The following is a 15,302-nucleotide window of genomic DNA, read 5'->3' as shown; positions in this document are numbered from 1 at the left end:
TCACGTACCGGGAATTGGACGCAGAATCGAACCGCCTGGCGCGACTGCTCGCCGCCATGCAGGTCGGCCCGGAGGTTTCTGTGGCGTTGGCGTTGCCCCGCTCCCGGGAGTCCGTCGCCGCAACCTGGGCGGTCGCGAAGGCGGGGGCGGCGTTCGTTCCGGTGGATCCGGGTTATCCGTTCGAGCGGATCGCGTTCATGCTGGAGGATTGTGGTGCGCCGATCGGGATCACGACCGCCGCGTTGCGGGAGGGTCTGCCCGACGCGACCCAGTGGATCGTGCTCGACGACTCGGAGTTTGTGTCTGCCGTTGCCTCCTATCCGGCGGATGCGGTCACCGACGCCGACCGCGCGGGTGTGTTGTCGGTGGATCATCCGGCGTATGTGATTTACACCTCGGGGTCGACGGGTCGGCCGAAGGGTGTGGCGGTCACGCATCGGGGTGTGGTGAATCTGGCTGCGGATGAGCGGGACCGTCTGGTGGTGTCGTCGGGTTCGCGGGTGTTGCATTTCGCGTCGCCGAGTTTCGATGCGTCGGTGTTCGAGTTGGTGATGGCGGTGTGTGCGGGGGCGACGCTGGTGGTGGCGCCGACCAGTATTTTCGGTGGTTCGGAGTTGGCGGAGTTTGTTGCCGAACATGAGGTGTCGCATGCGTTTTGCACGCCGGCGGTGTTGGCGTCGTTGGATCACCGCGGTCTGGACCGTTTGAAGACGGTGGTGGTGGCGGGTGATGTGTGTCCGCCGGAGTTGGTGGCGCGGTGGGCGCCGGGTCGGGTGATGGTCAATGCGTATGGTCCGAGTGAGACGACGATCATGTCGTCGGCGACCGGACCGTTGGTGCCCGGGCGGGCGGTGAGTATCGGGTCACCGACTGTGGGTGTCGACCTGGTGGTCCTCGACCACCGGTTGCGTCCGGTCCCGGCCGGGGTGCGCGGCGAACTCTACGTCCTCGGGTCGAGCTTGGCTCGGGGGTATGTGCGTCGGGCCGGGTTGACGGCGGGGCGGTTCGTGGCGTGTCCGTTCGGTGCGGGTGGGCGGATGTACCGCACGGGTGACGTGGTCCGCTGGGTGACCGCCCCGGACGGGTCTCCGGTTCTGGAGTTTCTGGGCCGCAGTGATTTTCAGGTCAAGATCCGGGGGTTCCGGATCGAATTGGGTGAGATCGATGCCGCGTTGGTGGCGCATCCGGTGGTGGAGTTCGCCCACACGGTCGGCTATGACGACGGGGGTGGGAGCAGTCGCCTGGTCTCGTATGTGTTGCCGGCGCCGGGTGTGGAGGTCGACACCGGTGCACTCGCGGGGTTCGTGGGGGAGCGGTTGCCGGGGTACATGGTGCCGTCGTCGATCATGGTGTTGGATTCGTTGCCGCTGACCCCGGCGGGCAAACTGGACCGCAACGCCCTCCCGACACCCGTCTTCGCGCGCCGCAGTGAGTTCGCGGCGCCGCAGACCCCGGCCGAGCAGGCGATCGCCGCCGTCTTCGCCGACGTTGTGGGGGAGCCGTCGGTCGGGCTGGACGACAACTTCTTCGACCTCGGCGGCAACTCGCTGTCCGCCACCCAGGTCGTCTCCCGGGTCGGTGCGGCGCTGGGTACACGCATTTCCGTTCGCACCCTGTTCGACAACCCCACCGTGCGCGAACTCGCGATCGCCGCGCTGTCCGAGACGACGGTCGAGCGGCCTGCCCTCGTCGCCGGTGAGCGTCCCGCGACGATCCCGCTGTCGCCGGCACAGCAGCGCATGTGGTTCCTCAACCAGTTCGACACGTCGTCGGCCGCATACAATATCCCGCTCGCGCTGCGCATGTCCGGCAGGATCGATGTCGCGACCCTGCGTGCGGCGCTCGGCGACGTCCTCGAGCGGCACGAGGCGCTGCGGACCGTCTACCCGGCGACCGAGAACGGCGCGCATCAGGTGATCGTCCCGGTGGAGTCGATCCCCCTCGATCTGACGCCGTCACGTCTGTCCGGTGAAGACCTCACCGGTGCGATCCTGCGGCACGCCTCCGCCGGGTTCGACGTCACCACCGACCTCCCGTTGCGGGTCCATCTGTTCCGCGAGAGCCGCTCGGAGCACATCCTGCTGTTCGTCGTCCACCACATCTCGGCGGACGGCTGGTCGTTCATCCCCCTCGCCTCCGATGTCATGACGTCCTATGCGGCCCGGACCGCCTGTGCCGCCCCGGCCTGGAACGCGTTGCCGGTGCAGTACGCGGACTACGCCGTGTGGCAGCGGGAACTACTGGGCGACGAGAACCATCCGCAGTCGCTGGCCGCCGGCCAGATCGCCTACTGGAAGCGAACACTCGCGGGCCTGCCGGATCAGGTCGAACTACCCACCGACCGCCCCCGTCCGCCCGCTCCGTCGAACCGTGGCGGCACGGTGCGGCTGGCCCTGGGTGGCGACAGCCACCTGCGTCTGCTGGACGTAGCGCGCACCCACCACGCCAGCCTGTTCATGGTCGTCCACACCGCACTCGCCGCGCTCCTGTCGCGGATCGGGGCCGGCGGGGACGTCGCCATCGGAACATCCGTCGCAGGTCGCGGGGAGCAGTCCCTCGACGGACTCGTCGGCATGTTCGTCAACACCCTGGTGCTGCGCACCGACGTGCAACCGGAATCGACAGGAACCGAACTGCTCGAGCAGGTCCGGCGCGTCGACCTCGAGGCGTTCTCCCACGTCGACGTACCGTTCGAGCAGCTGGTCGACGCGATCAACCCGACCCGCTCCACCGCGTTCCACCCGCTGTTCCAGGTGGCGCTCGCACTGCAGAACCTGCAGACCCCGACACTCGAACTGCCGGGACTGGAGGTGTCCGCACTCGAGATCGAGTCGCCGATCGCCAAGTTCGACCTCAACTTCGTACTCGGTGAACGCCACGACGAGGAGGGGAACCCGACCGGTCTCGATCTCGAACTCGGCTACGCCAAGGACCTCTTCGACGAGGACACCGCACTGCGGATCGGCGAGTCCTTCCTCCGGGTCCTGACCGGACTGACCCGCGATCCGCGAACCACGGTCGGCGACCTCGACCTGCTCGGCGACGATGCCCGGCTGCGTCTGCTCGCCCTGTCACACGGCGCGACACGGGACACGGGACAGCCCACCCTCGCCGGTCTCCTCGACGAACAGGCACGGACGACACCGGACGCCCCCGCGGTTCTCTGGCGCGACGAGGCGCTGACGTACGCCGAGTTCGATGCCCGGGCGAACCGTCTCGCGCGCAGGCTCATCGGCGACGGTGTCGGCCCCGACGTCGTCGTGGCGGTGGAGATCCCGCGGTCGCTGGACCTGCTCGTCGCCGTCCACGCCGTGGTGAGGGCTGGCGGCGCCTACACCCCACTCGATCCCGGTCAACCCGAACAACGCAACAGCGACATCGTCGAACAGTCCGGCGCATCCCTGGTGCTCACGAGCAGCGACCTGCTCCCACAGACCGTGACGACACGCTACGGGGTGCGGGCGGTCGTGCCCGCAGACCCGGACCCGGCAGAGTTCGGCGGGGAGCCGATCCGCGCCGAAGAACGGATCGCACCGCTGCGCCCGGACAACGCGGCGTACGTCCTCTTCACGTCCGGTTCCACGGGACGACCCAAGGGGGTCGCCGTCACCCACACGGCGATCGGGGCGCAGCTCGAGTGGCTGCGTGCGCAGTACACGCTCGGCACCGCCGACACGATGCTGTTCAAGACCCCGGTGACGTTCGACGTGTCGGTGTGGGAATGCCTCGCGCCGCTCGTCTCCGGCGCTCGGCTCGTCGTCGCCGAACCCGACGGGCACCGCGACCCCGAGTACCTCTCGGGCGTCCTCCGCGCACACGGCGTCACCGTCGTGCACTTCGTTCCGGCGATGCTGGCGGCCCTGACGTCCGGACCCGGACTCGACGATCTGCCGGCGCTGCGGCACGTGCTGGTCGGCGGCGAAGCCGTGTCGCCGGAGACGATCGACGACTTCCGGGCGTCCCATCCCGCGGAGATCGACAACACGTACGGACCCACCGAGGCGGCGGTGACCACCACCTTCTTCGCGGCGCGGTCCGACAACTCCGACACCGTCCCGATCGGCCTGCCCGTCTGGAACACCAGCGCCCTCGTCCTCGACGGCCGCCTGCGTCCGGTACCGGTCGGTGTCGCGGGAGAGCTGTACCTCGGTGGACTCCAGCTCGCCCGCGGATACCTGGGTCGCCCCGACCTCACCGCCGAACGTTTCGTCGCCGACCCCTTCTCCACGTCGGGCGCCCGGCTGTACCGCACCGGCGACCTCGTCCGGTGGAACGCGGACGGCCGGCTCGAATACCTCGGGCGCACCGACTTCCAGGTGAAGATCCGCGGATTCCGCATCGAACTCGGCGAAATCGTGTCGGCACTGCTTCGGCACGAAGACGTGGACCAGGCGATCGTCGTCCCGCATGCGGACCCGCACACCGGCGACCACCTCGTCGGGTACGTCGTGCCGCGCCGCGGAATCACACTGGACCGGGACGCCGTTCTCGCCGAAGCCGCGGGCAGCCTGCCCTCCTACATGATTCCGTCGCTGCTGATCACGCTGGCGAAACTGCCGCTGACACCGAACGGCAAGATCGACCAGAAGGCGTTGCCAGCACCGGTGTTCACCGTGAAGGCGGAGTACACGGCGCCGCGCACCGAGTCGGAGCGCATCGTCGCCGGAATCTTCGCCGAACTCCTCGGCGTCCCCCGGGTCGGTGTCGACGACAACTTCTTCGAACTCGGCGGGAACTCCCTGTCCGCCACCAAACTCAGCACCCGCATCGGGGTCGCGACGGAGACACGCGTCGCCATCCGCGACGTGTTCGACGCGCCCACCGTCGCGGCCCTGGCCCGGCGACTCGACGGGCACGGTCCGTCCACGGCGATCGCACCCCTGACGGCGGCGGTCCGCCCCGACCGGATCCCGCTGTCACTCGCGCAGCAGCGGATGTGGTTCCTCAACCAGTTCGAGACGTCCTCGCCCGCATACAACCTGCCCGCCGCGGTCCGGCTCACCGGACCGCTGGATACTGCGGCGCTGGCCGCGGCGATCGACGATCTGATCAGCCGGCACGAATCGCTGCGGACCGTCTTTCCTGATTCCCGGGGTGGACCCCACCAGGTGATCCTCGAACCAGGGGAGTTCACCCTCGACGTCGCACCGGTCCGCGTGAACGAGACCGGGCTGCGCGCGGATCTCGAGCAGTTCCTGCTGACCGGCTTCGACGTCTCCCAGGCCGTGCCGCTGCGGGTGAAGGTGTACTCGCTCGGCGACACCGAGCATGTGCTCGCTCTCGTCGTCCATCACATCTCCGCCGACGGCGTGTCCATGGAACCGCTGATCCGGGACGTGATGATCGCGTACGCGAGCCGCGCGGCAGGCCAGGCGCCCACCTGGGCGCCGCTGCCGGTGCAGTACGCCGACTACGCGCTGTGGCAGCGGGAGGTGCTCGGTGCCGAGTCCGACCCGGACAGCCTCGCCGCCGCCCAGCTCGAGTATTGGACCCGGACACTCGCCGGTGTCCCGGACCAGCTGTACCTGCCGGGCGACCGGGGCAGGCCGGCCGTTCCGTCGCATCGGGGTGCGGCAACGCGTTTCACCCTGGATGCCGACACGCACCGGGCCCTGACCGAACTGGCACGCGCGCACGGCGCCAGCATCTTCATGGTCGCCCACGCCGCGCTCAGCGTCCTGCTGGGCCGGCTCAGCACCAGCTCCGACATCACCGTCGGCACGGCGATCGCCGGCCGCGGCCGGGTGGAACTCGACGACATCATCGGCATGTTCGTCAACACCCTCGTGTTGCGCACGACGCTGGACCCGGGGGCGTCGTTCGTGTCGCTGCTCGAACAGGCCCGGGACGTCGACCTCGAGGCGTTCGCCCAGGCGGACCTGCCGTTCGAGCGACTGGTGGAGGTATTGAGCCCGGTCCGCTCCACCTCGCACCACCCGCTGTTCCAGGTGGCGCTCGGCGTGCAGGCGGTCTCTGCCGACCGGCTCGAACTGGACGGGCTGTCGGTGGAACCGCTCACCCTCGACGCGAGCATCGCGAAGTTCGACCTGCACTTCACGCTCACCGAGCGCCTCGACGACGTGTCCGAGGCTGCCGGCATCGACGCCGAACTGGTTTACGCGACAGATATTTTCGACGAGAGCACCGCCGCCGGGTACGCGACCCGGCTGCGGCGGATCTTCGAGGCGGTCGTCGCCGACCCGCAGCGGCCGATCGGTGACATCCCGGTCCTCGGCGACGAGGAATATGCGGCGCTCACCTCGGTTCGCGGCGCCGACGCGCGACCGGTGCAGATGCTGCCCGAGATCCTCGCCGACGCCGTCGCCGCGGCACCCGACGGAGCCGCCGTCGTCTTCGAGGGGGAGAGCCTCACGTACCGGGACCTCGACGAACGGTCGAATCAACTGGCCCGGTTGCTCGTCGACAGGGGCGTGGGACCCGAAACCCGGGTCGCGCTGGCGTTGCCGCGGTCCTTCGAATCCGTGGTGGCCGTGTGGGCGGTGGCCAAGACCGGTGCAGCCTTCGTGCCCGTCGACCCCGGCTATCCCGCGGACCGCATTCTGCACATGGTGCAGGACTCCGGGGCGATGGTCGGGATCACCGTGTCCGCGAAACAGGATCTCCTCCCGGACTGGATCCGGTGGATGCTCCTCGACGACCCGGCACTCGAGGTGCGCTGCACCCACGAATCCCGGTTGCCGCTCACCAACCGCGACCGCATGCGGCCGATCCTGTCCGACCAGGTGGCGTACGTCATCTACACGTCGGGGTCCACCGGCCGGCCCAAGGGGGTCGCGGTCACACATCGCGGTCTGATGAACCTGGTGACCGACGAGCGTGAGCTCCTCGGGGTCACCTCCCGTTCGCGGACACTGCATTTCGCGTCCCCGAGCTTCGACGCCTCGGTGTTCGAGATGCTGATGGCACTCGGCGCGGGAGCCACGATGGTCATCGCCCCGCCCACGATCTACGGCGGATCGGAACTCGCCGAACTGCTCGCTACCGAGCACGTCACCCATGCGTTCTCCACTCCGGCGGCGCTGGCGTCGGTGGACCATCACGGGCTCGACGACCTCGCCGTCGTCGTGGTCGCCGGTGACGTGTGCCCGCCGGAACTGGTCGCCCGCTGGGCGCCCGGGCGTCGCATGGTCAACGCGTACGGTCCCAGCGAGGCGACGATCATGTCGTCCATCACCGAACCCCTCCGCGCCGGGGAACCGGTCACCATCGGCGGCCCGAGCCGTGGAGTGCGGGCACTCGTGCTGGACGGCCGGCTGCGTCCCGTGCCGGTGGGTGTGCCGGGCGAACTGTACGTCGGAGGCCCGAGCCTCGCCCGCGGCTACCTCGGACGGCCGGGACTGACCGCCGAACGGTTCGTCGCGGACCCGTACGGCGCGCCCGGCGACCTGATGTACCGCACCGGCGATCTCGTCCGGTGGCGGGAGAACCGCGTCCTCGATTTCGTCGGCCGCACCGACCACCAGGTGAAGATCCGCGGATTCCGGATCGAACTCGGCGAGATCGACGCCGCGCTCACCGCACACCCGCAGATCGAGTACGCCACCACGATCGGGTACGAACACCCCAACGGGGAGACCTCCCTCGTCGCGTACGTGCTGCCGTTCACCGGTGAGGACGTGGACCGGGTCGAGGTCGCGAATTTCGTCGGGCGCGCCCTGCCCGCCTACATGGTTCCGGCCTCCGTCACCCTCCTCGACGCCCTGCCGCTCACCCCGGCGGGCAAGCTCGACCGGGCTGCGCTCCCCGAGCCGATCTTCGCCGCCGCGGCCACGACATTCGAGGCGCCGCGGAATCCGATGGAGGTGATCGTCGCCGGCATCTTCGCGGACATCCTCGCGTTGCCGGAGATCGGCATCCACGACAGCTTCTTCGACCTCGGCGGCAACTCGCTGCTCGCCACGCAGGTGGTGTCGCGGATCAACGCGGCACTCGACGTCCACGTCGGTGTCCGTGAAGTGTTCGAGTCGCCGACCGTCGCCGCGCTCGCGGCACGCATCACCGAGACCACCACCCACGGTGTGCGGCGCCCCGCGCTGACGGCCAGGCCTCGGCCCGAACACATTCCGCTGTCGCTCGCCCAGCAGCGGATGTGGTTCATCAACCAGTTCGACACCGCATCGCCCGCCTACAACCTGCCGGTCGCGCTCCGGCTGTCGGGCGAGGTGGACCTGCGTGCCATGCAGATCGCGATCGCCGATCTCGTCGGGCGGCACGAGGCACTGCGCACCGTCTATCCCGACTCCGCCGACGGCCCGCACCAGGTGATCGTGCCCGCCGGGGACGCGGTGCCCGACCTGACACCGGTGGCGGCGCACCCCGACGACGTCCTCGAGCGGGTGCTCGCACTCGTGACGACGGGCTTCGACGTGACCGCGGATGTGCCCCTGCGGGCGCGGATGTACCGCGTCGGACCCGAGGACTACGTGCTCGTGATGGTCGCCCACCACATCTCTGGTGACGGCTGGTCGCTCGCCCCACTGGCCCGCGACGTCATGCTCGCCTACACCGCCCGCGTCGAGGGACACGTTCCCCGCTGGACCCCGCTGCCGGTGCAGTACGCCGACTACAGCCTGTGGCAGCGGGAACTCCTCGGCGACGAGGCCGATCCCGAATCGGTCGCCGCCGCTCAGATCGCCTACTGGACCCGCACGCTGGAGGGTCTGCCGGACCGGCTGTCCCTGCCGACCGACCGTCCCCGCCCCGCGGTCGCGTCGCACCGGGGCGCGCACGTGCCGTTCACCATCGACGCCGGCACCCACCGCGCCCTGCTGGCGTTCGCACGCCGCCGGAACACCTCCCTGTTCATGGTGATGCACACCGCGCTCGCGGTACTGCTCGCCCGACTGAGCAACGAGTCCGATATCACCGTCGGCGCACCCATCGCCGGCCGCGGTGAGGAATCCCTCGACGAACTCGTCGGCATGTTCGTGAACACCCTGGTACTGCGCACCCACGTGGACCTCGCGAGTTCGTTTGCGGACAGCCTCGCCGACGCACGATCTGCCGATCTGAGTGCGTTCGCGCACTCCGACATTCCGTTCGAACGCCTCGTCGACGTGCTGAACCCGGCCCGGTCCCGCGCGCACCACCCGCTGTTCCAGGTCGCGTTCTCGTTCCAGAACCTCGCCACCACCACACTCGAACTTCCCGGGCTGCACGTCGAGGGACTCGACGTGCCGAACACGATCTCCAACTTCGATCTGCACCTGACACTGTCGGAGAAGCACGACGCCGACGGATCCCCGGACGTGATCGAGGCCCAGTTCACCTACGCCACCGACCTCTTCGACGAATCGACCGTGCGGGCATTCGCGGAACGTTTCACCCGCGTCCTCGCGTCGGTCGTACAGGATCCGGACGTGGCCGTCGGGGCCATCGATCTGCTCGACGGCCCCGAACGGCGCTCGGTCCTCGCCGAATTCAACGACACCGGCGTCGATCTGCCGCCGACGACGCTCGCCGAACTGTTCTCCGCCCAGGCGGCGCGCACACCCGATGAGGCCGCCGTGTTCTTCGAGGGCACCGAACTGACGTACGCAGAGTTCGACCGCCGTGTCGACGCCCTCGCCCACCGGCTGATCGATCGCGGAGTGGGGCCGGAATCCGTGGTGGGACTGGCGATGAACCGGTCGATCGAACTGCTGGTCGGGATGTACGCGGTGCTGCGGGCCGGCGGCGCGTACCTGCCGATCGATCTCACCCATCCGGCCGACCGGCTCGCCTACGTGCTCGAGACCGCCCGCCCGGTGTGCATCCTCACCACGTCCGCGGACGGGTTCGCCGCCGAGAACGTCCCGGTCATCGAGATCGACACCCTCGACCTCACCGCCTCACCACCCGAACCGGTGACCGATGCGCATCGCCTCGCCCCGCTGCGGCCGGAGAACACGGCGTACCTGATCTTCACGTCCGGGTCCACCGGCCGACCCAAGGGTGTCGCCGTGACGCACGCCGCCATCGCGAACCAACTCCGCTGGAAACAGCACGAATACCCGCTCGACACCACCGACGCCGTCGTGCAGAAGACCCCCGTCACGTTCGACCTGTCGGTGTGGGAACTGTTCTGGCCGCTGATCTCGGGCGCCCGACTCGTCATCGCCCGCCCGGACGGTCACCGCGATCCGGACTACCTGGCGGACCTGATGCGTCAGCAGCGCGTCACGACAGCACATTTCGTGCCGTCCCTGCTGGAGGCCTTCCTGGCGACCCCGGGTGCGGGGCAGCAGCCGGCCCTGCGGCGGGTGCTGTGCATCGGCGAGGTGTTGCCCGTCGACACCGCGGTCCGCTTCCGCCGCCGGTTCGGGACCGTCGCGCTGCACAACCTGTACGGGCCCACCGAGGCCGCCGTGTCCGTGACCGCCTGGACACACACCGCCACCGACGTCGACACCGTTCCCATCGGCGGACCCGAGTGGAACACACATGTGTTCGTGCTGGATGCCCGCCTGAACCCGGTCCCCGTCGGGGTGGCGGGTGAGCTGTACCTGGCCGGCGACCAGCTGGCCCGCGGTTACGTCGCCCGCGCCGATCTGACCGCCGAGCGCTTCGTGGCCAACCCGTTCGGCGCACCCGGTTCACGGCTCTACCGCACCGGTGACGTGGTGCGCTGGCGCGTCCGGGACGCGAGGGGGATCCTCGAGTACCTCGAGCGCTCCGACTTCCAGGTGAAGGTCCGCGGGTTCCGCATCGAACTCGGCGAGATCGAGTCCGCACTGATGTCGAGCACAGGGGTGGGGCAGGCCGTCGTCGTCGCCCACCAGCACCCGCACACCGGGACCGCCCTGGTCGCGTACGTGGTCCCCGAGGACGGCGCCACCGTCGACTCCGCCGCGGTTCTGGCCGAGGTCGGCGCCGTGGTGCCGAGCTACATGGTGCCCGCCGCCCTCGTGGTGCTCGCGCAATTGCCCCTGACCTCGAACGGCAAACTCGACCGCAAGGCCCTTCCTGCGCCCGACTTCGTTTCGGCGACAGTCGAGTACCGAGCCCCCGCGACACCCACGGAGAAATCGGTGGCCGCCGTGTTCGCCGACGTGCTCGGCGTCGAACAGGTCGGTACCGCCGCGAACTTCTTCGACCTCGGCGGCAACTCCCTCGTCGCCACCCGGGTGATCGCCCGGCTGTCCGAACGACTCGGGCGCCGCGTGGAGATTCGAACCCTGTTCGAGGCGCCCACGGTCGCCGCCCTTGCGGCACTGCTGGATTCGATCGACGCGACCGCGCCCGCCCGCCCGGCGCTGACGCCGGCCGTGCGTCCCGAACGGATTCCGCTGTCGTCGGCGCAACACCGGATGTGGTTCCTCAACAGGTTCGACCCGAACTCGGCGGTGCACAACATTCCCGTGGCGGTCCGGCTGTCGGGCGCGCTGGACGTCGACGCGCTGCAGCACGCGGTCGCCGACGTCGTCCGCAGGCACGAGTCGCTGCGGACGGTCTACCCGGACTCCGCGGACGGTCCGCACCAGGTGATCCTGCCCATCGACCGGGTGGGGGGCGAACTGTCCGTCGACGCGACGGACGAGGCCGCGCTGCCCGCGCTGATCGCCGGCCTGGTGACCACCGGATTCGACGTCACCACGCAGGTTCCGGTGCGGGTGCGGATCTTCCGCATGTCCCCGACGGAGCACGTTCTCGCCCTGGTGGTCCACCACATCTCCGGCGACGGCTGGTCGATGGCGCCGATGGTGCGCGATGTGATGACGGCGTACGCGGCGCGGTCGGCGGACACCACGCCCGACTGGGCGCCGTTGCCGGTGCAGTACGCCGACTACGCACTGTGGCAGCGGGCACTCCTCGGCGACGAGGCTGATCCCGATTCGGTCTCGGCACGGCAACTCGCGTTCTGGACGCAGACCCTCGCGGGCGCACCGGATCAGCTGGACCTGCCCACCGACCGCCCGCGTCCCGCGGTGGCGTCGTACCGGGGCGGCACCGTCGACTTCGCCGTGCCGGCCGACCTGCACGGCATGCTCCTGGGTGCGGCGCGGGACGCGAACGCGTCCCTGTTCATGCTCGTGCACTCGGCGCTCGCGGTGCTGCTGAGCCGGCTCTCCGGCACCGGGGACATCGCCATCGGCACCCCCGTCGCGGGACGTGGCGAACGCGAACTCGACGACCTGATCGGCATGTTCGTCAACACACTGGTCCTGCGCCAGCAGGTCGACGGAGGCAAGACCTTCGACGAACTGGTCGCCGACGTGCGCGAGACCGATCTCGCCGCCTTCTCTCACGCGGACGTTCCGTTCGAGCGCCTCGTGGAGGTCGTCAATCCGTCGCGGTCCACCGGGCGGCATCCCCTGTTCCAGGTGATGCTGACGTTCCAGAACCTCGACCAGGCGACCCTCCGACTGGGTGACCTGTCGGTGAGCGGTTTCGACTTCGATGTCGACATCGCCAAGTTCGACCTGCAGCTCACCCTGATGGAGCAGTTCGACTCCGAGGGCCGTCCGGACGGGATCGCTGCCCGCCTCACGTACGCCTCCGACCTGTTCGACGAGCCGTCCATGCACGTGTTCGGACAGCGGTTCCTGCAGATTCTGCGCGCGGCTACCGACAGTCCGGACACCGCGGTCGGAGATATCGACGTCCTCGGCGACGGCGAACGGAAGCAGATCGCCGGCACCAACGCGACATCCCACGACGTGCTCGCCGGGACCCTGGCGTCGCTGTTCGACACGAGGGTCGCGGCCGACCCCGACCGGATCGCGGTGGTCTTCGACCGGGACGAGTTGACGTACGCCGACTTCGACTCCCGCGTGAACAGGCTGGCGCGCCGACTGATCGAGCAGGGCGTCGGCCCCGAGTCCGTCGTCGCGGTCGGGATGCGCCGATCGATCGATATGCTCGTCGCGATCTACGCCGTCGTGAAGGCCGGTGGCGCCTACCTCCCGGTGGATCCGGACCATCCGGCCGAGCGCACCGCGTATGTACTCGACACCGCACGGCCGGCATGTGTGCTGGTCAGCGGTGCCGGACTCCCCGGCGGCGGATCGGTCCCCGTCCTCGACGTCGCGTCCGAGGATTTCTCCGGCTTCGACAACTCGCCCGTCACCGATGCAGACCGGCTATGGCCGCTGTCCCCGGCGAACACGGCGTACGTGATCTTCACGTCTGGGTCGACGGGCCGGCCGAAGGGCGTCGCGGTCACCCACGGTGCGATCGTGAACCGCCTGTTGTGGATGCAGCACGAATACACCCTGACCAGTGCGGACGTTGTTCTGCAAAAGACTCCGGTGACGTTCGACGTGTCGGTGTGGGAGCTGTTCTGGCCGCTGCAGGTGGGAGCCTCCCTGGTGATCGCCGCGCCGGACGGACACCGCGATCCGCGGTACCTGACAGGGCTGATACAGGAACGTCACGTGACGACCACCCATTTCGTGCCGTCTATGCTGTCGGTGTTCACTGTCGAACCCGCTGCGGCGCAGTGTGATTCGTTGCGGTTGGTGTTCTGTTCGGGGGAGGCGTTGACGCCGGAGCAGGTGTCGCGGTTCCGGGCAGTCAGTCGTGCGGATCTGCACAATTTGTACGGTCCGACGGAGGCCGCGGTCGACGTCACGTATTGGGAGACTGGTCCGGCGGACACGCACACGGTGCCGATCGGGCGTGCGGTGTGGAACACCCAGTTGCATGTGCTCGATTCGCGGTTGCATCCGGTGCCGAACGGGGTGGCGGGGGAGTTGTATCTGGCGGGGGATCAGCTGGCGCGGGGGTATCTGAATCGTCCGGATCTGTCGGCGGACCGGTTCGTGGCGAATCCGTATGTGGCGGGTGGGCGGATGTACCGCACGGGTGATCTGGTGCGTCGCCGCACCGACGGTGCGCTGGAGTATCTGGGGCGGACGGATTTCCAGGTGAAGTTGCGCGGTCAGCGGATCGAGTTGGGGGAGATCGAGACCGCGCTCGAGACCCATCCAGATGTGTCGCAGGCGGTTGTGGTGGTGCACCGCGACGACCGCGCCGAGGAAGCGCTGGTGGCGTACCTGGTGGGACGGCCCGCGGCCGACTGGTCCGACGTGCGGGCACACCTGTCGGCCCGCGTCCCGTCGTACATGATCCCGGTGCACGTCGTGCACCTCGACACACTGCCGCTGTCGGTGAACGGCAAACTCGACCGCAAGGCCCTGCCCACACCGGCCGTCCGGTCGGCGGCCGACGAGTACCAGGCGCCGCGGACGGCGGCCGAGCGCGCCGTCGCCACGGTGTTCGCCGACGTGCTCGGCATCGACAGCGTCGGAGTCACGGACAGCTTCTTCGACCTCGGGGGCAACTCTCTGATCGCCACCCGGGTCGCGTCCGCGCTCGGGTCCGAGCTGGGAATCGACTTCCCGCTGCAATGGATGTTCAGCGACCCCACGCCGGAGTCGCTGGGACAACGCATCCAGAAGTGGACGAACGACGGGGTGGACGGTGCGGGTGCGTCACTCGACGTGCTTCTCCCGATCCGCACGAGAGGGACGGCGGAGCCGCTGTTCTGCGTGCATCCGTTCATCGGGCTCGCCTGGAGCTACGCGGGGCTCGGCCGCGAGCTGACCCAGAACCGGCCGATCTACGGGCTGCAGTCGCCGGCGCTGACCGAGGACGAGCCGCACCTGGAGACGATCACCGACTTCGCGGCCCGCTACGTCCGGGAGATCCGTTCGATCCAGCCGCACGGCCCGTACCACCTGGTGGGGTGGTCGCTGGGTGGAGTCATCGCTCACGAGATGGCGGTGCAGTTGCAGGACGCCGGTGAAGAGGTGCGTCTGCTGGGGCTCCTCGACAGCTATGTCGGGATTGACCGCAGCGTGGAGAACTCCGCGACCACCGCGGATCTTCTCGGCGGAGTCGGCCTGGACCTCCCGGACGGCAGCGTGCTCGACGAACTCGCGCCGGACGGGCAGTTCGACGCCGAGCGTGCGGCGGCACTGCTGCGGGTTGTCGGAGGGCCGCTGGCGGCGCTGACCGCTTCGGAACTCGGACGGATCTACGGCAACGCGCTGCGAGCCCCCGCACTGATCGACGCACACCGGCCGAGGGTGTTCGCGGGCGATCTGGTGTTCTTCACCGCCGCCCTGGACGACGGTTTCCACGTGGACCCGGTGACCTGCTGGGGCCAGTTCGTGCGCGGGAGCATCGTCGAGCATCCGGTGGACGCGACGCACTGGACGATGACGACGCCGGCTGCTCTCGCCGCGATCGCACCGCACCTCGAGCGTTCGCATCATCGGCCGCGGCACGCCGCGCCCGACACCGGCAGGGACAGCGATCCCGACGACAGCGCGAACCGGCCGCACTGGGTGCGCTGA

Annotated in this window: 1 protein-coding gene (running past one end of the window); it reads left to right on the top strand. The window is 69.2% G+C overall.

The window, feature by feature from the left end; all coding sequences use genetic code 11:
* Positions 1 to 15,302, top strand: partial view of a non-ribosomal peptide synthase/polyketide synthase gene (locus tag FND50_RS19440; protein ID WP_260850515.1) — the 3' portion only. It extends 14,242 nt beyond the left edge of the window; only the last 15,302 of its 29,544 coding nucleotides appear in the window; its start codon lies beyond the left edge, outside the window; its stop codon occupies positions 15,300 to 15,302.

Origin of the sequence: Rhodococcus sp. WB9 (genome assembly GCF_007558985.1) — a bacterium.
GTDB lineage: Bacteria > Actinomycetota > Actinomycetes > Mycobacteriales > Mycobacteriaceae > Rhodococcus_F > Rhodococcus_F opacus.
Note: the sequence above shows the minus strand (reverse complement) of the source record. Positions and strands in the feature narration are given on the sequence as shown.